General features: G+C 52.9%; 18 protein-coding genes. 11 read left to right on the top strand and 7 right to left on the bottom strand.

Annotated elements, in window-relative coordinates; translation table 11 throughout:
• Window positions 1–41 precede the first annotated feature (41 nt).
• The gene (locus K0J45_RS11670; RefSeq protein ID WP_220042689.1) at window positions 42–1,601 is read left to right on the top strand and encodes a sodium/sugar symporter; all 1,560 of its coding nucleotides are present in this window, start codon (window positions 42–44) and stop codon (window positions 1,599–1,601) included.
• A 28-nt stretch (window positions 1,602–1,629) separates the two neighbouring features.
• Window positions 1,630–2,640, top strand: coding sequence for a UDP-glucose 4-epimerase GalE (galE, locus tag K0J45_RS11665; RefSeq protein WP_220042688.1), 1,011 nt, complete (start codon window positions 1,630–1,632; stop codon window positions 2,638–2,640).
• A 61-nt stretch (window positions 2,641–2,701) separates the two neighbouring features.
• Here galE and K0J45_RS11660 read toward each other — a convergent pair whose 3' ends face one another.
• Window positions 2,702–2,896, bottom strand: coding sequence for a DUF4250 domain-containing protein (locus K0J45_RS11660; RefSeq protein ID WP_041407236.1), 195 nt, complete (start codon window positions 2,894–2,896; stop codon window positions 2,702–2,704).
• 315 nt (window positions 2,897–3,211) lie between these two features.
• Here K0J45_RS11660 and K0J45_RS11655 point away from each other — a divergent pair, with 315 nt between their 5' ends.
• Window positions 3,212–4,369, top strand: coding sequence for a porin (locus K0J45_RS11655; RefSeq protein WP_220042687.1), 1,158 nt, complete (start codon window positions 3,212–3,214; stop codon window positions 4,367–4,369).
• Window positions 4,370–4,480: 111 nt separating this feature from the next.
• On the opposite strand, the gene K0J45_RS11650 is transcribed toward K0J45_RS11655, so the two are convergent.
• Window positions 4,481–6,004 (bottom strand): sigma-54 interaction domain-containing protein, encoded by a 1,524-nt coding sequence (locus K0J45_RS11650; protein WP_011866079.1) that lies wholly within the window; start codon window positions 6,002–6,004, stop codon window positions 4,481–4,483.
• 195 nt (window positions 6,005–6,199) lie between these two features.
• On the opposite strand from K0J45_RS11650, the gene K0J45_RS11645 reads away from it, so the two are divergent.
• The 7 genes from K0J45_RS11645 to K0J45_RS11615 all read left to right on the top strand — a co-directional run bounded on the left by K0J45_RS11645 (window position 6,200) and on the right by K0J45_RS11615 (window position 13,857).
• Window positions 6,200–7,759: a flavocytochrome c gene (locus tag K0J45_RS11645; protein WP_220042686.1), complete on the top strand. Its 1,560-nt coding sequence runs from the start codon at window positions 6,200–6,202 to the stop codon at window positions 7,757–7,759.
• 36 nt (window positions 7,760–7,795) lie between these two features.
• Window positions 7,796–9,454 (top strand): HAL/PAL/TAL family ammonia-lyase, encoded by a 1,659-nt coding sequence (locus K0J45_RS11640; protein WP_220042685.1) that lies wholly within the window; start codon window positions 7,796–7,798, stop codon window positions 9,452–9,454.
• 67 nt (window positions 9,455–9,521) lie between these two features.
• Window positions 9,522–9,902, top strand: a complete 381-nt coding sequence (locus K0J45_RS11635; protein WP_011866076.1) for a cytochrome c3 family protein — start codon at window positions 9,522–9,524, stop codon at window positions 9,900–9,902.
• A 220-nt stretch (window positions 9,903–10,122) separates the two neighbouring features.
• Window positions 10,123–11,031: a LysR family transcriptional regulator gene (locus tag K0J45_RS11630; protein WP_220042684.1), complete on the top strand. Its 909-nt coding sequence runs from the start codon at window positions 10,123–10,125 to the stop codon at window positions 11,029–11,031.
• Window positions 11,032–11,420: 389 nt separating this feature from the next.
• Window positions 11,421–11,861, top strand: coding sequence for a DoxX family protein (locus K0J45_RS11625; RefSeq protein ID WP_160798312.1), 441 nt, complete (start codon window positions 11,421–11,423; stop codon window positions 11,859–11,861).
• A 78-nt stretch (window positions 11,862–11,939) separates the two neighbouring features.
• Complete coding sequence (locus tag K0J45_RS11620) at window positions 11,940–12,914, top strand: glutathione S-transferase family protein (protein WP_220042683.1); 975 nt, start codon at window positions 11,940–11,942, stop codon at window positions 12,912–12,914.
• Window positions 12,915–12,969: 55 nt separating this feature from the next.
• The gene (locus K0J45_RS11615; protein WP_258406673.1) at window positions 12,970–13,857 is read left to right on the top strand and encodes a DODA-type extradiol aromatic ring-opening family dioxygenase; all 888 of its coding nucleotides are present in this window, start codon (window positions 12,970–12,972) and stop codon (window positions 13,855–13,857) included.
• A gap of 567 nt (window positions 13,858–14,424) precedes the next feature.
• Here the strand turns inward: K0J45_RS11615 and K0J45_RS11610 are convergent.
• The 5 genes from K0J45_RS11610 to K0J45_RS11590 form a co-directional block, all read right to left on the bottom strand.
• Complete coding sequence (locus K0J45_RS11610; RefSeq protein ID WP_220042682.1) at window positions 14,425–14,805, bottom strand: hypothetical protein; 381 nt, start codon at window positions 14,803–14,805, stop codon at window positions 14,425–14,427.
• Window positions 14,805–15,101: a hypothetical protein gene (locus K0J45_RS11605; RefSeq protein WP_220042681.1), complete on the bottom strand. Its 297-nt coding sequence runs from the start codon at window positions 15,099–15,101 to the stop codon at window positions 14,805–14,807. The genes K0J45_RS11610 and K0J45_RS11605 overlap by 1 nt, the downstream gene beginning before the upstream one ends.
• Window positions 15,102–15,959: 858 nt before the next feature.
• Window positions 15,960–16,532: a hypothetical protein gene (locus K0J45_RS11600; protein WP_220042680.1), complete on the bottom strand. Its 573-nt coding sequence runs from the start codon at window positions 16,530–16,532 to the stop codon at window positions 15,960–15,962.
• Window positions 16,525–18,201 carry a choice-of-anchor X domain-containing protein gene (locus K0J45_RS11595; protein ID WP_220042679.1) on the bottom strand — a complete coding sequence of 559 codons (1,677 nt, stop codon included), beginning with the start codon at window positions 18,199–18,201 and terminating at the stop codon, window positions 16,525–16,527. Before K0J45_RS11595 ends, K0J45_RS11600 begins: the two co-directional genes overlap by 8 nt.
• A 921-nt stretch (window positions 18,202–19,122) precedes the next feature.
• The gene (locus K0J45_RS11590; RefSeq protein WP_220042678.1) at window positions 19,123–20,412 is read right to left on the bottom strand and encodes an alpha/beta fold hydrolase; all 1,290 of its coding nucleotides are present in this window, start codon (window positions 20,410–20,412) and stop codon (window positions 19,123–19,125) included.
• A 186-nt stretch (window positions 20,413–20,598) separates the two neighbouring features.
• On the opposite strand from K0J45_RS11590, the gene K0J45_RS11585 reads away from it, so the two are divergent.
• Window positions 20,599–21,243: an MBL fold metallo-hydrolase gene (locus K0J45_RS11585; protein ID WP_220042677.1), complete on the top strand. Its 645-nt coding sequence runs from the start codon at window positions 20,599–20,601 to the stop codon at window positions 21,241–21,243.
• Window positions 21,244–21,317 lie beyond the last annotated feature (74 nt).

Genomic DNA, 21,317 nt, shown 5'->3' with positions numbered 1-21,317 from the left:
GCTCGCCATAGAAAAAGTCATAAGAATAAGAGAAGACGACTATGTTAGAGACACTGGATATTGGCATTTTGCTGGTCTACGCCCTTGGGCTGTTGGGGCTGGCGCTGTGGATCTCCCGCCAGGGCAAACGTCATGAGCGAGACACAAAGGACTACTTTCTGGCGGGCAAGGCCTTGCCCTGGTGGGCGATCGGCGCATCTTTAATCGCCTCTAACATCTCCGCCGAGCAGATCATCGGCATGTCGGGCTCTGGTTATGCCATCGGTCTGGCCATCGCATCCTACGAGTGGATGGCGGCGATCACCCTGATCTTGGTGGGCAAGTATATGCTGCCCATCTTCATCAAGAACGAGATCTACACCATGCCCCAGTACCTGGAGCAGCGCTTCGACAAGCGGGTGAAGACCACACTGGCGCTGTTCTGGTTGTCTGTCTACATCTTCGTCAACCTCACCGCCGTGCTCTGGCTCGGCGGACTGGCGATCGAGACGGTGGCGGGGATAGACTGGCTCTATGGCATGGTGTTCCTGGCGCTGTTTTCCCTGGCCTACTCCCTCTATGGCGGCCTCAAGGCGGTGGCCTACACAGACATCATTCAGGTGGTGCTGCTGATCTTCGGCGGCCTGCTGCTCAGCTATCTGGCGCTGGACAGGGTCGCGGACGGGCAGGGCGTCTGGGCCGGGTTCGACAGGCTTTCCAGCGCCTTGCCGGAACATTTCGAGATGATCCTGAGTCAGAGTAACCCCCACTACATGAGCCTGCCGGGGATCTCTGTGCTGGTAGGCGGGTTGTGGATCATGAACATCAGCTACTGGGGCTTTAATCAGTACATCATACAGCGCGCCCTGGCGGCCAAGAGCGTGGCCGAGGCGCAGAAAGGGATCGCCTTCGCCGCCTACCTCAAGCTCTTGATGCCGCTCATTGTGGTGTTGCCGGGGATAGCCGCCGTGCTCCTCTATCCCGGACTGGAGTCGCCGGATCAGGCCTATCCCTCCATGATGGCCCTGATGCCCGCCGGGGTGAAGGGCTTAGTGTTTGCCGCCCTGGTGGCCGCCATCGTCTCCTCCCTGGCCTCCATGACCAACAGCATCTCGACCATATTCACCATGGATATCTATGCCATGCTGCGCCCGGCCAAATCCGAGGGGCACTATGTGTTGGTGGGCAGGCTTTCTAGCCTGATAAGCCTGTTGATAGCCCTGGTGATGGCCCAGCCGCTGCTGGGTGAGTTCGAGCAGGCATTTCAATATATTCAGGAGTTTACCGGGGTATTCACCCCAGGGATCGTGGTGATCTTCCTAACGGGCATGTTCTGGCGCAGGGCGACCTCTCAAGGCGCGCTGGCGGCGGCGCTGGGCTCGGCCATCTTCTCCTTCGGCCTAAGGTTCTACTGGCCCGAGCTGCCCTTCATGGATCGCATCGGCCTGGTGTTCCTGCTCTGTCTGGTCCTTAGCGTGCTGGTTTCCCTCATGGGGCGCTCTCTCGAAGAGGGGGCGAGTGTGGCGCTAGGCGGCGTCAGCTTCAAGACGGGCAGAGCCTTCAACCTCAGCGCCCTTGGGGTAGTGGTGATCCTCAACTTCCTCTACGTCACCTGGTGGTAGGGCATTACAGCAGATGAAAGGTGAAAAGATGAACGTCTTAGTCACAGGGGGCGCCGGCTATATCGGCTCCCATGCCTGCGTCGAGCTGCTGAGCGCCGGGCATCAGTTGGTGGTGCTGGATAACCTGTCGCGGGCCAAATTTGAGTCCCTGGCGCGGGTCGAGCAGATCACCGCGGCCAAACTCACCTTCGTCGAGGGGGATATTCGCGATGAGCGGACGCTTGATGCCCTGTTTTCCCGTTACCATATCGATGCCGTGATGCACTTTGCCGGGCTCAAGGCGGTGGGGGAGTCGACCCGGTTGCCACTGGCATACTACGACAACAATGTGGTCGGCTCCATGCGGCTGCTTAGCGCCATGACGCGCCACGGGGTGAAGACCCTGGTCTTCTCCTCCTCGGCGACCGTCTATGGGGCCAATCCGCCGCTGCCCATAATGGAAGCGGCGCCCCGTTCCAGCACTAACCCCTATGGCCAGACCAAGCTGGTGGTGGAGCAGATGTGCGCCGAGTGGGCTAACGCAAAGCAAGATGTCAGCGTGATCCTGCTGCGCTACTTTAATCCTGTCGGTGCCCACGAGTCCGGGCTGATTGGCGAAGATCCCAAGGGAGAGCCCAATAATCTCTTGCCCTATATCACCCAGGTGGCCATGGGGCGTCGGCCCTATCTGTCGGTATTTGGTAGCGACTATGCCACAACCGATGGCACAGGCGTGCGCGACTATATCCATGTGATGGATCTGGTGCAGGGACACCTGGCGGCCCTGACGCGGCTACATGGGGTGGCGGGCTGTCATACCTTTAATCTGGGTTCGGGGCAGGGCTATTCTGTGCTTGAGATGGTAAGGGCCTTCGAGCAGGCGAGCGGTAAAAATATTGCGCTGCATATGGCGCCGCGCCGCCCAGGGGATATCGCCGTTAGCTATGCCTGTACTGATAAGGCGGCCCGGGAGCTCGACTGGCGGGCGGCGAGAGATCTTACGCAGATGATGCAAGACAGCTGGCGCTGGCAGTGTCGTAATCCCCAGGGATATAGCTAACTTGCGTCTTGATTTACTGCGTCTTGGTTTACTGCTTCTTGAGCTACAGACAGGATAATCGCTATTTGCAGGCCTTGTATTGGTTGCTGATGGGGTCATATTCGAACCCAGAGGCGGCCAGCTTTTGCTCCAGTTGGGCGCTGGGAATGTCCAGCTGGTAGAAGAGGTCTTGCCTGTCATGACAGTTCAGCCTGAGCTGCTCGTTGACTATGCCCACCAGAATATCGCCGCTTAGCTGGGTTAAGTGGTAATCCATCTCGTCCTCCTGCATCTGAGTATGCATCTGTTATAGGTTTAGCCCAGTTTTTATGGGCTGACAACGGCGCTGTTACTCGGCTCAGCCCTTTGATGACACCTCTTTCCATAGCTATTTACAACGATATTTAACTGTTAACACGATATTTAGTGATGACGTTTCACGATATTTCGTGAACGTTTGATCTTATTCTAACTTCCTGTCGATACAGCCCTTTTATCCAGTGCTGGCACGTTAGCTGCTGGTAGAGAGAGGTCATTGGGAATACCCAAGCTAACAAAAAAACAGCGTAAACACTGATAAAGGGAAAATGTGATGAATAAGAAGTTATTGGCTCTGTTGATCCCATCTGTATTGATGGCCAGCTCGGCGCAGGCTATCGAGTTATACAAGGATCAAACCAATGCACTGAATATGATGGGCTGGCTAGGTTTCGCCGCGGTTAACGATGGTGACGACACCGCCGTGGTCGATAATTTTTCGCGTGTCGGCTTCCGGTTTGACCGTCAGGAGAAGAACGGCTGGCGCAGCTTCGCTCACACCGAGTGGGGCATCAACATGGTCACCAGCGACGACTCGCTCAAATATGTGGGCGGCCAGCTGGGCGCGCAGAAGACCTCAGACTTCCTGTTTAACCGTCTGGGTTATGTCGGCCTATCACACGCCAAGTGGGGTAGCCTGAGCTTTGGTAAGCAGTGGGGTGCCTACTATGACGTGGCCTACACCACCGACGTGCTCAACGTCTATACCGGTTATTCGGTTGGCGCCTATACCTTCGGTGACGGTGGCCTAACGGGCGCGGGCCGTGCCGATTCAGCCTTCATCTATCGTAACAGCTTCGGCGATCTGGATATCGCCCTGCAATACGCCGCCAAGCAAAATGGCGATGTCGCCCTGTTTGATAAGAATGGTCAGGCGGTGGACGATGGCTCTCACCTTAGCTTCGACACCAGCTATGGCGCCAACCTGACCTATCATGTGACCGATAAGTTTAAGGTACTTGCCGGCTTTAACCGCGGCGATTTCGAGGGTGAGTTGGCCGGAGTTAGCGTCGATGATACCAATGAGATCATAGGTATCGGCGCCCAGTATGGCTCCTTCTACCAGTATGCGCCGGGCCGCGACGCCAAGGGCCTCTATGTCGGTTTCAACGCCCATCAGAGCAAGCAAAACGAATTGGTGGCCGGTCAGCTGTATGACTCTACCGGCGCCGAGTTCCTGGTGGCCTACCACTATGACAATGGTTTCGTGCCAAGCTTCCTGATCTCTTACCAGGATCTGGATACCGACGAGAACACGGCCATCAAGGGTAACTGGACACGTCAGTTTGCCGTGTTAGGCCTGCACTATCGCTACAGCCGCGATACCGTGATGTTTGCCGAAGCTAAGTTCGACTTCAGCGACATGGATGACAAGGGGTTCGAGGCGGCACAAGACAACAGCTACGCCGTCGGTATCCGCTACTTCTTCTAGTTTGATTGTTCCCTGCAAAGTTCAAAGCACTCCTCGGAGTGCTTTTTTTTGTCTTGAAGATTTAGAGGCTTAGCGCCAGCTTCTAACGCTAAGCTCCTAATGCCAAAGCATTTAGCACAGCCCTAGCTTCTTCATCTTGCTGCGCAGTGTGTTGGGGTTGATATCTAGCATCTCGGCGGCGCCGCCCGGACCATAGAGTTTACCGCCGGTGATCCGCATCGCATGGGCGATATACTTACTCACCATTACATCCAGGGGCACCAGTTTATCGCTGGCATGACTGGGATCGATAATGATGGTCTCATGTTTGCCGCTGGCCGCGGGTTCCACCTTGTCCACCTGAGTCAGGTTGAAGTTGAGCGGCCCCTCGGGCGCCTCGATCATGGCCCGCTCCAGCACATTGATCAGCTCGCGCACGTTGCCTGGCCAGTGGTAGTGATTCAGGCTGTCGAGTTGTTCACTGCTGACCCTGGGCAGCTTGTCCAGATTAAACTTGGCCGCCAGCACCTCGATAAAGTGCTGCACCAGCAGGGGTATGTCCGAGCGGCGCTGACGCAGCGAAGGGATCTCGATAGGAAAGACCGCCAGGCGATACCAGAGATCCTCACGAAAGGTCTGCTTCTTCACCATGGCCTGCAGGTTTCTGTGGGTGGCGGCGATCACCCGAATATCTAGGTTGATGGCATCGAAACCGCCTACCCGGGTGATGGTGCCGTTCTGCAGCACCCGCAGCAGTCGCACCTGCACCGACAGGGGCAGTTCGCCGATCTCGTCTAAGAAGATGGTGCCGCCGTTGGCCTGTTCGAAGAAACCCGCCTTGCGATGCTCGGCGCCGGTGAAGGCGCCTTTCTCATAGCCAAACAGCTCAGAGTCGATGAGGCTCTCTGGGATGGCGCCGCAGTTGACCTTGATGAAGGGCTTGTCGGCCCGCTGTGACTTGCAGTGAACGGCGTTGGCGATCACCTCCTTACCACAGCCAGTTTCCCCCAGGATCAACACGCTGGTATGCAGCTTGGCGATCGCCTCCACCTGGGTCATCACCCGCTTAAGGCCAGAGTCGGCACCGATCACCCCGCAGGGGTTGAAGGCCTGCTTGAGTAGGCGGTTTTGCTGGGTGAGCGCCTGATTGGCCCTGAGCAGGTTACGTCCCTTGAGATTAAAGGCGGTGATCAGCGACAGGGTATCCTTGTGGGGCTCGATAAGCTCGGCGTGGCGATGACAAAACTGCGCCTTCTGCTTGGCATAGAAACCCACCACCCCCAGATGGGTGTTACCGCTGAGCATGCGCAGCAGAATCACCGACTGGATATTGGGGATCACCTGGGGCGCGACGAAGCCTGTCACCTGATCGTGCTCGAGATCGTTGATGATGCGGATCACCGGACGGTCGGGCTGGCTCAGCAGGGCCTCCATCTCGGCGGAGATCTTCACCTGTTTATTCAGCGCCGTGGTCTGCGCCTCATCCACATGGGCCAGAAACTGGATGTCGCCATATTCGGGGCGGTAGATATTGAGGTAGATGCCGTCTATGGGCAGGTGTTGCCTGACATATTCGAAGTAGGCCCGCAGGGACTGCTCCAGCTCCAGGCTGCTGCACAGTCGCTGGGTGGCTTCGAAATAGAATTGTTTTTGCATTGAAATGTCACGGTGATCACGAAGTTTCGTGATTGTAGATCATCATATTTCGTGATTCTGTGCCCCCCTTCATAAATTGTTCCTTATCCCCCTCTTTTTAGGTAGTTGGCATGCCGGGTGCAATCTTATCTGCATGAAATCGAGGCGAATTCCCCCGGTTTTAAATTGCTCAAATGGTCGAAAGGAAAATTAAAAATGAAACAGAAAGATCTGATAAGCCCGGGTCGTCGCCAGCTGTTAAAAGGCGGCGCCGCGATGGCCGTCAGTGTGGCGGGACTGGGTGCCATGAGCGCCCAGGCGGCCGAGTGTAGTGGCGATAAACCGCCCAAGTTCGATGAGATAGTCGACGTGCTGGTGATCGGCAGCGGTTTCGCCGGCATGTCGGCGGCGCTGCAGGCCAAAGAGGCCGGTGCCAGCGTCATGGTGATCGACAAGATGCCCGTGTTTGGCGGCAACTCCACCATCAATGGTGGCGCCATGGCGGTGGCCGGTTCTAAGTTGCAGGCCAAGGAGGGGATCAAGGATTCGGTCGATACCATGGTGGCCGACATGCTCAAGGCGGGTCGCGGCATGAACGATGTCGAGATGCTCAAGCTGGTGTGTAACGGCACCGCCGAGTCTTGCCAGTGGCTGGAGGCCTATGGCGTTGAGTGGAAGCCTTTCGTGCAGCACTTCGGTGGTCACTCGCTGCCGCGTGTGCTGCAGACGGTGCAGAGCTCAGGCGCCGGCATCATTCGCCCACTGATCAAGGCGGCGAAGCAGCACGGTATCGAGATGCGAAATCAGACCAAGCTCGAATCTTTCGTGAAAGATCCGGCCGGTCGCGTGATCGGTGTCCAAGTTCGCGATGGCTATTATTTTCCGCAGGAGCGCACGGGTAAAATACATCTTATCGGTGCACGCAAAGGGGTGATCATGGCCACCGGCGGCTTCTCTCGCGATCTCGAGTATCGCCAGATGCAGCAGCCTGAATTAAATGGCGATCTCGACTCGACCAACCATCCCGGCGCGACCTCTGAGGCCCTCAAGCAGATGATGTTGATCGGCGCCAACCCGATCCATCTGGACCAGATCCAGCTCGGCCCCTGGGCATCACCGGACGAGAAGGGCTTCGGCACCGCCTCTCAGTTCAACACCATCGCCACTTACCCCAGCGGCATAGTGGTCGATGTGCGTACCGGCGAGCGTTTCTTCAACGAGCTGGCCGACCGTAAGGCCCGCGCCGACGCCATCATGACCCGCCGTGATGACCAGGGTAATCCCGTTTATCCCGTGGGCTTTACCAATGCCAAGGGCGCGGCCCAGGCCCAGACCTTGGAGTGGGGCCTCAAGTACAAGGTGATCCAGAAGGCGGACACATTAGAAGAACTCGCGGCCCTGTATCAGATCCCCGCAAAGGCATTGAAGGCCCAGGTGGCGCGCTGGAACGACGCGGTAAAAGCCGGCGAAGACAAGGAGTTTGGTCGTCCCATGCAGAAGGCCATGGCGCTGGAAGAGGGCCCTTGGTATGGCGTGCGTATGTGGCCCAAGGTGCACTACTGCATGGGCGGCGTGAAGGTGAATACCCAGTCTCAGGTGCTGCACCTAGTGAGCAACGAGCCGATCGACGGCCTGTATGCAGCCGGTGAGGCGACGGGTGGCATCCATGGGGCGAGCCGTCTCGGCGCCTGCGCCGTGGCAGAAGGTGTGGTGACGGGCAGAAACGCCGGTCGTATCTGCGCGGCGAGCGCGGCAATCGAATTAAAACAGGCTTAGCACAGGTGTGCAGCCGAGAAAAATATTAAGGAATTGATGATGAAAAAAGTAAATACTCTGTTGGCAACTACCGCCCTGGCAACCAGCGCCTTGGCGATGACCTCTGGCGCCGCTATGGCAAGCGATACTGTGGTGCTGGACGGTCAGCATCTGACTCAGGCCCAGGCCTGGGCGATCGCCGATGGTGCCAAGGTAGATATCGCGCCTCAGGCGGCCTCCGCTTTGGTGAAGGCTCACGATCTGCTGATGGAAGCGGCTCGTCTGGGTAAGCCCGTATATGGTCTCACCGTAGGTGTGGGCCTGAACAAGGACCACAAGCTGTTCGATGCCAATGGCGAGCTAAGCGCCGAGGTGATGGCGGCCTCTAAATCCTTTAACTACAGCACCCTAAGAGCACACAGCGCGGGCGTTGGCGAGCCAATGCCGGTGAGACTCACCCGTGTCGCCCTGGCGGTTCGCTTAAATACCATCTTGTCTGGTCATACCGGTGTGCAGCCCTATGTGGCCGAGATCTACAAGGCCTACCTGAACAAGGGGATCACCCCTGTGATTCCATCGCTGGGCACAGTAGGCGAGGCGGACATTCTGCTGGCATCTCACGTGGGTCTGGCGATGATCGGCGAGTGGGATGTGTTCTATCAAGGCAAGCGCATGAGCAGCCTCGATGCGATGAGCAAGGCAGGCGTCAAGCCGCTTAAGCCTATTGGTAAGGATGCGCTCTCTATTTTGTCGAACAACTCGGTCGCCGTGGCCTACGCCATGCAAGGCTATCAGGACGCCGAGCATCTGCTAGAGGTCTCGCCAACCGTGTTTGGCCTGAGCCTGGAAGGGCTAAATGGTAACGTGGCGCCATTCCTGCCACAGACCAATGATATTCGTCCTTTCCCTTATCTGAAGGCGACCACTGAGGATATCTTAGGCTCACTTTCTGGCAGCTACCTGTGGGATCTCAACAGCGAGCGTCCGCTGCAAGACCCGCTGAGCTACCGCACCACCGCCTATACCTTGGCGAGTGCCCAGAAGGCGCTGTCTGATCTCGGTCAGGTGATCGACATTCAGATCAACCACTCAGACGATAACCCTGGGGTGATCCTGGGCGCCAGCAAGCAGTACGCCGAAAACTCTCAGGTGGCCAAGTACCTGGTCGAAGGCAAGGGCGGTGTGTTCCCGACTACTAACTTCGAGCCGCTCCCCGTGGCCCTGGCGGTGCAGCAATTGAGTGTGGCCCTGACCCATGTGTCTCACAACAGCGCCATGCGTACCATTCATCTGTCGGACGATCACTTTACCCATCTGCCACGCTTTTTGAGCGCGCCGGGTAACAATGGTCACGCCTTCGGTGCCATCCAGAAAACCTTCGTGGATATGCAGGTGCGTAACAAGATGTTGGCGACGCCAGTGTCATTCGACGGCATTCAGATCGCCGGTAACATCGAAGACACCTTCACCAACCTTAAGCTGGCGAGCGATAACCTGATCCAAATAGTCGACAACATCAACACCATGTATGGCCTGGAGTTGTTGCACTCTACCCAGGCGATCGACCTGCGCAAGGCCGCCAACGCCGACCTTAAGCTAGGTAAGGCGACCCAGGCCATGTACCAGGCGTATCGTCAGCAGGTGCCATTCGTCGAGCTAGACCGTCCGTTCACGCCAGACATTCAGGCGTCACACGACTTCATCGTCAAGTACTGATGGGTTGGGCGTTAGCCTAAGCAAGTTATTAGCTGGGGCGCTGGTCGCCCCACATTAAGGATTCAAGATGTTAAGAGTATTATCGGCCCTCTGTTTGGCGGCGCTACTGAGCGCGCCGGGCGCACAGGCCATGAAGTTAAAAGATTATCATAAAGAGATCATGACCAACGAGCAGGGCAAGGTGGAGTGCAGCGCCTGTCATGGTGAGGCGAAACGCAAGAGCATACCTAAGATGAGTGCTTGCGAGTCTTGCCACGGCACGGCGGCCGAGATGGCCGAGCTGACCAAGCGCCCCGAGGGGGCAGGCCACAGCGTAGAGCCGAATCCCCACGACAGCCTGCACTATGGCAGCGATCTTCCTTGTACCTACTGTCACCAGGAACACAAGGAGAGCAAGGTGTACTGTAATCAGTGTCATGAGTTTAAGTACCCTAAGATGAAACGTTAGCCAAGTTCGGCTAGGGCGCCCAGTGCCGAGTCTGGGGACAAGGGCCACAGCGCACGCTCCCGCTGCTATGGCCTTTTTCTTTGCTTTTTTCTTTGTCTCTTTCCCGCAATTTTCCCGCTATTACCTTCAGTTATTCGCTTAAATAGGCTACTTTGTCTTTGATTATCAACATCTGATGACTAATTTGACGACTAATTAAGAACGAATAGGGGAGCTTATCTTGGATAGAATCGATACCATGAAAGCCTTTACCGCCGTGGTGCAGGAGGGTTCCTTCACCAAGGCGGCAGACAGGCTAGGGCTCTCCTCACAGCTGGTCAGCAAGTATGTGTCTCAGCTCGAGGAGCATCTCAAGGTGCGCCTGCTCAATCGCACCACGCGGCGGGTTAACGTGACCGAGGCGGGCAGGGCCTACTTCGAGCGCTGTCAGCAGGTACTTATCGATATCGAGGAGATGGACAACGCCCTGACCAACCTTAGCGAGACCGCCTCGGGTCTGCTTAAGGTCAGCGCCCCCATGTCTTTCGGTATTCACCATTTGCCGAGCGCCCTGGTGCAGTTTCAGCAGCAACACCCGGATGTCAGGCTGGATATCACTCTGACGGACAAGAAGGTGGATCTGCTGGAGGATGGCGTCGATGTGGCGCTGCGCATAGGTCAGCTCTCGAGCTCCTCGCTTATCGCCAAGAAGCTCACCCCGATCAAGCTGGTTGTCTGCGCCTCTCCCGAGTATCTGGCCGAGCGCGGTGAGCCCAAGACCCCGGCGGATCTTATCCATCACAACTACCTGCACTTTAGCTATTCGGATCTGGGCGCGGCCTTCGGTCGTTTCGGCGAGCACTTCTCGGCGCTGAAGATCCCAAGCGACCTGGCCTGTAACAACGGTGACATGCTGGTGGAGGCCGCCATCGCCGGTCGCGGCATAGTGGTGCAGCCTACCTTTCTGGTGAGCAAGGCCCTGCGTAGTGGTAAGCTCAAAGCGATCCTCACCGAGTATACGCCAGAGCCTTTCGGCCTGTACGCCGTCTATGTGCACCGTAAGTTTCTCGCCAGCAAGGTGCGCTGTTTCGTCGATGCTTTGAGCCAATACTATGGCAAGACTCCTTACTGGGATGCGATAGACGATTAGCTGGCTTTGGCCAGCTTTCTCGCTCTGGCCAGCTTTCTCGCTCTGGCCAGCTTTCTCGCTCTAGCTAGCTTGCTCGCATTAACCCGTTTTCTCGTCCTCAAGCTTTCCGCGCCCGAGCGCTAAGCGCTAAGCGCTAAGCCCTAAGCCCTAAGCCCTAAGCCCTATGCTTCAAGACTAAAGACTAAAGACTAAAGCTTAAAGACGTGAGCCCCATCTGCCATCTAGGCTTATTGTCGCCATTTTGTTGTTAATTATTAAATGATAGTGATGTTTATCAATTATTCGTTGAGAGCTACATTTACCTCATCGGCAGCGAATGGCTAATGACTTATACCTAATCAAAGTCAAAGGCCAAAGGCTGCAAACCAAACATCTTTGAGGAGATCATTATGAACAAGCAAACGTTAATCAAACTACTTAACAGCGATGCAGGACTGGCCCCCTTGGTACTGCGTCTACCCCTAGGACTCATCTTCGCCGCCCACGGCGCCCAGAAGCTGTTCGGCTGGTTCGGCGGCTATGGCCTGGAAGGCACAGGGCAATGGATGGCCAGCGTCGGCTTCGAACCCGGTTACCTGATGGCCCTGCTGGCCGGTAGCGCCGAGTTTTTCGGTGGTCTGGCACTGGTGTTGGGTCTGCTGACCCGTCCCGCCGCCGCGCTGACCGCCTTCACCATGGCGGTGGCCATGACGCTGCACGTGGGCAACGGCCTGTTTGTCTCTAATAACGGTTACGAGTTTGCCTTGATATTGCTGGCGGCCTCGCTATCCCTGGCGGTGCAGGGCGGTGGACGCTACTCAATCGACAAGCTACTGACCGGCCGTCTCTAAGGTTAGCCAATTTTACGGTAGGGGCGGGTGTAGGAGACTATGCCCCGCATCCTGTTACGGGTTTAGAAGGAGAAGCAGATGTTAGTCGATGGTCGTTGGAATGGAGATTGGCAGCCGGTGCAGGCGAAGGATGATGAGGGGCGTTTCGTGCGTCAGATCTCTAGCTTTCGCAACTGGATAACGCCGACAGGCGAGGCTGGTCCTACGGGTGAGGGCGGTTTTAAGGCGGAGTCTGGCCGCTATCATCTCTATGTCGCCTATATCTGCCCCTGGGCCTCGCGTACCCTGATGGTGCGGGCGCTCAAAGGCCTTAACGAGCATATCAGCGTCAGCGTGGTCAACCCCGTGCTTTCGGAGCAGGGCTGGCAGTTTGGCGGCGCGCAGGATAGCAAGGTAGCTGGAGACAGCGACATCCTCAATGGCAACAAGCATCTGCATCAGCTCTATACCCAGGTGGATCCACACTTTACCGGCAGGGCAACCGTGCCCGTGCTCTGGGATAAGCAGCGCCAGGTGATAGTGAATAACGAATCGGCAGACATCATACGCATGTTAAACACCGCCTTCGATCACCTTACCGACTCGGCATTAAATCCGGCATTGGACCTCTATCCAGAGGGGCTGCATCAAGCTATCGATAGCCTGAATGACCGTCTCTATCACGAGTTAAACAATGGCGTCTACAAGGCGGGCTTTGCCACCAGTCAGTTTGCCTACGAAGAGGCCTATCAAGGCGTCTTTAGCCTGCTCGATGAGCTGGAGCAGACCCTGAGCGATGGCCGCCCCTACTTGCTCGGCGAGCAGCTGACCGAGTCGGATATTCGCGCCTTCGTGACCCTGGTGCGCTTCGATTTCGCCTACTATGGCCTGTTCAAGTGCAACCGTGAGCTGATCGCCCAGAAGCCGCAGCTACAGGCCTATCTGCAGCGCATCTACGCTCTCGATGGCATCGCTGCCACGGTCAACATCGAGCATATCAAGCAGGGTTATTATTCAATTAAGGCGCTGAATCCGACAGGCATAGTGCCTGTCGGCCCGCAGGTCAGCTTATGACGCCAGGTATGGAGTCGAAAGTGAGTTCAGAAAGAGTTTAAAAGCGAGTTCAAGCATGAGTACAAATATGAGCGCAAGTAAGAGCTTAAGACAGATCTCCCCTGAGGTGAGTGATCAGCTAAAGGCTGCAACCAGTGCAGGTGTAATGCCGAGCCTGTTCGTCTCCCACGGCTCGCCCATGTTGGCCCTGGATGACAGCGACAACGCGGCGTTTCTTGCAGAGCTAGGCCAGGTGCTGTCAAGACCCAAGGCGATATTGGTGTTCTCGGCCCACACGGATTTAGGCGGCAAGGTGCGTATAGCATCTAGCGAGGCCCCGCGCACAGTGCACGACTTCTACGGCTTTCCCGACGCCCTCTACCAAGTTAACTATCCGGCCCCTGGCGCGCCCAAGCTGGCCGCTAAGGTCGCGGATCTTCTGCAAACCGCCGGGTTTGACGCCGAGTTAGATGAGCAGCTTGGCTGGGATCACGGCCTCTGGACGCCGCTCTGCCGTCTCTATCCCGAGGCGGATATCCCTCTGGTGCTGGTCTCTATAGACAGCCGTCAGGGCGCAAACTATCACTACCGCCTGGGACAGGCGATAACATCCCTGCGCACAGACGGCGTATTGGTACTGGGTTCGGGTGGCATTAGCCACAACCTGGGCGAGCTGTTTCGCCGCCCCGGCGACCCGCAAAAGGTAGAGAAGATGCAGAGCTTTGTGAATTGGATCGCCGATAAGCTTTCCCAAGGAGATCTGCCCGCACTGCTGGATGTCGAGCGCCAGGCACCACATGCCAGGTTCAACCACCCCAGCATAGAACACCTGATGCCCTTCTACGTCGCCCTAGGCGCAGGGCAGGGTGAAGGGTTTAATGAGGCCACCAAGCCGCCACTACGACTGCACCAAAGCATCGAACTACAAATCCTCGCCCTAGACACCTACGCCTGGGTTGTGTGATTTCCGGGCATAAACCTGTCGTAAGTTGTTTTTAAATAGAAAAAGCCTTCGGATGAAGGCTTTTGCTTTTTGGCTTGAAACATTTAGCCGTAAAGATTTTTACTTCGCCGATGCTAGCCTTGACCTTCATAGTGTTGAATTGCCTGCGGCAGGCCCCATGTGCAAACACATTTGTGACACGGTGAGTGAAGCCTAGCTTCGTGCATACGAACGAGAGGCATGGATGCCGAACTGGCCGTTAGACAAGGATGTTGTTCGAGCACTTCCCTGTGAGCTCTACCTCGGCATCTGATCTCCACGGAAGGAGGGAATGCCAAAAATGTCGGGAACATTTTTGGCCATACATAGGAAGGTCACGAATGTGTTTACACCAGTATCTATCGTTTCTTCGATTTGGCCTTCTGGTATACTTCTGGACATTTTCGAGTAAAAGCCTTGACTCTCACCTGTCATTTTCGGATAAAAATTTCTATGGGATAACGCCTTGCTAAGCGGCGTAAAAAAGTTGGCTAAAATTAGTGAGGAACGAACGTAAGCCAACTGTTTTACGACCGTTTAAGCAACTTGTTAGCTCTTTAGCCACTCTTTAATTTCTGTTAATGCTTTTTCTCGCCTAGTCCTAGATAACGTTAACACTATAACCAATTCTTCATATTGAATGCCGCTTATAGTGATTTCTTTTTTGAACGAGGCATAATAGTCATCAAATTCTTCAGGATCTTCTTGGATGATTCTAAACGCTTTATTTGAACCTTTTAACCAAGCATTGAATATAGGGTTGCCATCAAAAAATAATGTCCCATCATGAAACCTATCAGCTAAATATTTTTCTCGCTCAAGGTCAATATGTGCCTCTTTTAGCATTCTTTTGATTTGACGATGCCAATAAGCAATATTAGGACGATATACTTTATTTTCTTTTAAGAAATTTTTATAAAGAGTATCCATTAAACAAATGCCTCTCCAGCTCTAACTTCTATATCAACTCGCTTTTGGCTTTCGCCTTTTACCATATATGTTTTAGAAACTTCGGCGGTTACACCACCTGCATCTCTTGCACGATCAATAAATGTTCTAGCTTTATTGAATGCGTCAGCTCTTACATTTAATTCTCTTCGGGGTAACCTATTTTTTAAATCTGCTTTTTTAGCTAGTCCATCAGCATGAGTAAGTGGAGTGTTTTCATTCCAACTTTCAGACTCTTCAAGTCCATCACCTTGTGCTTGTATTCTTCCTCTATGCATGAATTTCCCTCTGAAGTTGACCGAAGAGCTAACATTTTATTAGTGCGCATGCGCGTTTACCTCGTTGGACCAGTGAAAACACGCACAGTTAACTATATGTATACAATGAACTTATCAGCATTTTGCTAAATATACCATCTGGAAAAACGCGCATGCGGGTTTTCCAAACCTATTATCTCAAATTGTGAATACATAACTGATTGATAAAAATGAGTTATATGAAATATCACGTGTACAAACGCGCGTTGGGTATAAACAAGTTAACTTTTTGACTCCTTTCCGCACTCAATGGGACCAAATCGAAGAGACGTTTAGATACTGGTGTAAGCACGCTTTTGACTCTCGGCGGCATGGACGCCGCCGTGAAGCCCACACGGATGTGCTTGCGGCGTGCCAAAAGTGTGCTTGCACATCCCTCGCCGGGCAGGCGTTTGATTGCAATGTAGGTACGACCTTCAAATCACCTTAACAAACGCCAATCCCGCCAACGGCTAAAATAATCATGCTAGAAATGCGAAATAGCCTCGATGGACGAATCGACGAACGAAACAGGAAATGATCAAGAGATAGAGCAGGGGAAAAGGGGCGAGCGATACGCCCCGAGAAGATTTACCTGAGTCTCTCCCCAAGTTGATTCGATTTGACCTTGCGAGAAACTTTTGGACAGAAATGCGATAGAGCATGAACTCTAAAGCTGGGGGTGAGGAAAAATATGGTAATCAAATAAAGTATACTCTTACCCCACATATCACTGACTCCACATATCATAATGGTTAGCCCGATTAATTTTTTTGCGCTCTAGAGACGGGCTTGAATGATGTTGAAGTGTTGTTGGATGGTGTCCATAATTTATGTGACTTATTTCTTATGCCAAAAAAATGAGGGATCGGATGACCATGTTCCACTTTTAATATCCAGAGTTCCCCAAAATGATTCTCTAACATACACTGCAAACCGCCCATGCTTTTCTAGATCCCAGGAAACATCAGTTTCTACTTCACTGGGAAATTTATTATTGGCGTAAACACTAATAGTCCAATAATGAGGTCTAAATGGATCAAACAAGCTTCTAGTCCGTGCAACTACACTAAAATCGCTATATAAGACATTGTTGTCATCCAAATACTGTTTCGCCGCGGCAACTATCTTGCTTGGGGGCTGATAGACTCTTTTTTCAACAGGATATAACAAGACAACAGCCAACATGCCTATGGTTCCAAAAATCAACATATTCGGCCATTTAACAGGCACGAAATACCAAGCGATAAGACCGGACAATATCAGCCAGATAGCAAAGCATATGTAGAGCGGCTCCAAATCCAGCAACATAGGGAAAAAAGAGACACCTGTATCCCCGGGCGCTGCACTGTAAAACAGTGCAGCGCCGAATAATAGCGAACACAACGCCTCTAATATTCTTAACTTAATCAAACTGAATGCTCCACTGTGTTAATGTGCCAAAATTATCTTTCTTTTGATCGCTAACCTTGAGCAAATCACCGTCATAGTCATTTTGGGCTACATGTATATACATGGCTTTTCCAGTAGAAGTGACCTCATCGTCTACCGCAACGGGAATGGCATTCTCGGCCGTTGAACAGCCTCGAAAGTCCCAGCAGGAATATAATTCACTGGTTGCCACATTCCTTTTAGATATAACATTGCCACCCATTATCAAGGGATACATGGTTAATTGGTTTATTTTCAATGCCGTGTTTGATTGTAGTTTTGCAAAATCAGCTGCAGGAATGGAGAATGTAATTCTGTTAATCCCTTTCTTCAGTTCGATGTCAGGATTGCCATAGACTCCGACATGCTCATTACCGACAGTGGTTATTGTGGCCGAATAGCCAAACTTTGCTGCTGCGGGAAGCGTATCGACCTCAAAGGATACGTCTATCATATCTATGAAACGCCCATCCGCGCTGTCAATGGGCTCGAATGTCACATTACCTAAAAAAAGTAAATCGTCTCGTTCCCATAAATCTTGTTCAAAATATGAAGTAGTGTAAAAATTATCTTTATCTTGAATCCTCAAATAACCATAATCAAGCCAGAAATCTGAAACTGTATATTTACCTGAATATCCTAGGCTCCTTAGTTCCTCCCCCTTAAATGTTACAAAAATTTTATTTTTTGTAGCATCGATTTTGTTCCCTGCAAAAATTTTAGTACCATCTTCGGTCTCTAACGTAACCCTATTATAATAAAATCCTGTCGATTGAAATGGGCCAGCAGTCTCAAACTCCAATCTGAGTTCATCAATATAACCGTCTTTATCTAAGTCGACCAATATCTCATTAACACTGCCGGTAACATATACTTGTTGGAGTATAGATTTAAAGCTTTGGTCAACACTGACTTCAAACCTCTCACCGTTTAAATTAGTACCATTAATTCTGACAAGTACAGTGTACTCCCCCTCAATCTCAGGGATGAAAAAAGCATGATAACTCCCATCACTGGCTTTGAAGTCCATTCCAGCGCCATCATCTACAGCTATAATCTTGCTGACTACAACACCATCTTTCACAAACTCAAAAGAGGCTTCGGCTGTAGCCAGTGGAACGCCATCATCATACAGTTGCACATCGACAGGAAACATATTTCCTACGCTAATTGGTTTTTTATTTGGACCAACCTCGCCAACTGTTAATGCGACATTTATCTTTGATGTAGGGAATTTTATACTGATTGGAATAGGAGTTTGAGAGCCACTCGCCTTTCCTGTAATGACATAGTTACCTGAGGTAACATTATTGAGCTCTATGATAAGGCTCTTTTCTAACGAAATTAAGTGTTCTTGCGGAGTCAATGGGGTAAAGAATAGAAAGTTACAATTGTAATTTGAAGCATTCTCAGAATTAATGACGACTCCACTCGGCATAATTAACTGAATATTGCTAATATTCGTATCATCAACCATAGAGATCGAAATGACAAACTTTTCAAGAGCAGGTGACATAAATGATGTTGAAAACTCACCATTTATAATCTCGCCAGACTTATTAATCTGTATGCTTTGTGGTATTGAACTAGCACTAAAAGTATTGAGTACAGCCAAGATACCTAAAAATGTACTTAAAATCAGCTTGTTCATTTCAAATTACTCCACCCAACATTTCACCAAGCACATCGTCTATGACTTGTCCATCTGTCCAGACCTGGTGCCAAGATTTCCATAAAGTACGATCGCGTGATTCCGGCTGTTTTCCCAATTAAATAGGGTCAGAGTTAACTTATTGAGGGATTTGATTGGTGCTTGTTGGTTTTTTCATTCCCTGTATGGCGTAGTCGATGTTTGAATCGAGTTGGCCTAGCTCTGTCCTTGACTGGTGAAACTTTAATCTAATCTATAGTTGGTATTCAACATGACGCGTCATATTTTATGCGCTGTTTTCCTTAAAAATAATAGCTTATATCAACGAGAAACAGATGAAGCTAAATCGAAGAGACGTTAGATACTTAGTGCAGATACGCCGGTGAGCTTCCGAAACTGGGATGTTTCGGTAGAGCCTAAAGGGATTTATTCACGGCGTCTCACAGGCGTATCTGCACATCCGTCGTTCCTTCACATCCCTGTGATTACGACATTTGTACTTCCATGTACAGCACCCGCCGGAGCAGGCGTTAGATTGCAATGAAGGTACAACTCCCAACTCACTTAACAGATGAACAGTTACAATTACTTCTCGTAACAAATGAAGCCAAATCGAAGAGACGTTGGATACCGAGTGTAGATACGCCGGTGAGCTTCCGAAACAGGGATGTTTCGGTAGAGCCTAAATGGATTTATTCACGGCGTCTCACTGGCGTATCTGCACATAAGCCTGCCGCAGGCAATTAACAGCAATGAAGGTTCGACCTTCAAATCACCCTAACAAACGCCAACACCGCTAACGGCGAAAGTCATCATACTAAAAAGTGAAATAGCCTCGATGTTCGAGTTGCCGAATGAAATAGGAAATGAGCAAGAGATAGAGCTGGGGAATAGGGGCGAGCGATACGCCCCCGACCAGGCTTACCTAAGTCTCTCCCCTCGATTAATCCCAATCAACCTATCCAAAATATGCTCCCCATCCATGCGGATGCCATTGTGCTCATATTCAGAGGTGAGCCAGTACCTCAGGTTCCCCACCTGAGCCGCCGTCTCCAGGCTGTAGTTCATCTCCACAAACATATCTTCGCTGTAGATGGCCGCGGCCACAGGCACCTGGTTGTCGGCCAACTTGGCGGGATCGTAGAGCATGGGCCAGTCGGCCTTGTCGGCCAGCAGGTGCGCCGCGTGTTTCAGCGGCTTGAGGTTGGTGAACTGGTCGAAGAACCAGGGGTAGACCATCTCGCCGGTAAACAGGAAGGGCTTGTCCGCCTGATAGTTAAACTCATCATAGGTCTGTCTTACCCTATGGGCCGCCCAGCTCGACGCCTCTTGCTGACAGTAGATGCTCTCGTGCAGCAGGGCGAAGATGGGGTTGGTGTTAAAGTCCAGCAGCTGACAGAAGTGGGCCAAGAACAGCGGGTTGACCTGAGTGCCTTGGGCCGTCTCGATGAGCGCCTGTTCCAGCAGGTAATAGACAGGCTCGCCCCCTTGCTCCATGCCGATGTTGATCCCCAGCAGCTGCAGCATCTCCACCGTCAGACGCTCGCCGCTGGCGATGCGCACCTCGTGCTCTTGCAGGTAGGCGGCCAGGCGTTTAACCAGGGCTTGAGCGTCTGGGAAACGGGTGAAGAAGTCCTGGTTCTTGGCCAGCACTCGCTTGTAGGTGGCCTGATAGACCTCATCGGCGCTGCGGGTCAGCGAGGGGATGCCGCCCGTGATGTAGGCCTCATGCAGGCCATGGGGCGCATCGTTTAGGTATTTCAGCACGCAGAAGCCGCCGAAGCTTTGACCGAGTATGCTCCACTTTTCATCACCTATCAGCTGCGCGCGAATAAGCTCGGCATCCTGGATGATGCTGTCGGCGCGAAAATGGCTGAGGTAGTCGGCCTGGGCTTGTGAGTCCAGATGGGCCAGTGAGGCATAGTTGATCGGGCTCGAGAGGCCGGTGCCGCGCTGATCCAGCAGCAAGACGCGATATTCCTGCAGGGCGCGCTTTATCCAGCCGCCGTTGGCCGCGGGTCTGATGGCGCCAAAGCCCGGACCACCCTGGAAGTAGACCAGATAAGGCAGATTGCTATCTGTGTGTTCAGGCGCCACTAACTCCCGGGCGAAGACTGTGATGCACTCGCCATCTGGGGCTTGGTGATCCAATGGCAGCGAAAAAAAGTGTTTGCGGCAATGGATGCCGGCGAGGCGTTGTAGATCGGACATGATGAGCCTTTAATTGATTCTTGTTGGTAATGCTTTTTGATGAATAAATGTGCGCTAATGTCAGGCAATAGGGTACTAAATGACGCGGATAGGTTATCCTAGATCAATCTTTTTGTCAGTGCCGTTAGAGAATCCCAACCCGATGATTTAACCTATGCCGGGGTGGATGAAAGTGGAAAGAATAAGATGAAGTATCAAATTGTGCCTGTGACGCCATTTCAGCAAAATTGCAGCATCATCTGGTGTGAAAAAACCAAACTGGCGGCCGTGGTCGACCCGGGTGGCGACATAGAGCGGATCCAGCAGCAGCTGGCCCATCATGGCCTGACCCTGGAGAAGATCTTGCTCACCCATGGGCATATCGACCATGTGGGCGGCGCCAAGGCCCTGGCCGACGCGGCGGGTGTGCCCATCATAGGCCCCCATAAGGACGATGCCTTCTGGCTGGAGAGCCTGCCGCAACAGAGCAAGCACTTTGGTTTTCTGCCCGTGGCCGCCTTCGAGCCGGCCCAGTATCTTGTTTCGGGCGATCGCGTCACCGTTGGCGAGCAGACCCTGGAAGTCCTGCATTGCCCCGGCCATACGCCGGGCCATATCGTGTTTTATAGTGCGGCCGACAAGTTGGCCTGGGTGGGTGATGTGCTGTTTAAGGGCTCTATCGGCCGTACCGATTTTCCTCAGTCGAGTCATACGGATCTGATAAATTCCATCACCCAGGTGCTCTGGCCTTTGGGCCGAGAGGTGAGCTTTATTCCCGGCCATGGGCCTATCTCGACCTTCGGCGCCGAGCGGCAGCAAAACCCCTTCGTGGCGGATCAACTGCTGAACTGATCTCACTAACTGATCTTGATAACCAAGATTCTAAATGCTTGTTTTAAGACGGCGGTTCATTCGAATCGCCGTTT

Origin of the sequence: Shewanella alkalitolerans, assembly GCF_019457575.1 — a bacterium.
In the GTDB taxonomy this organism is placed as follows: Bacteria; Pseudomonadota; Gammaproteobacteria; order Enterobacterales; family Shewanellaceae; genus Shewanella; species Shewanella loihica.
The sequence above is the reverse complement of the archived record's forward strand: the minus strand, read 5'-3'. Positions and strand labels throughout refer to the sequence as shown.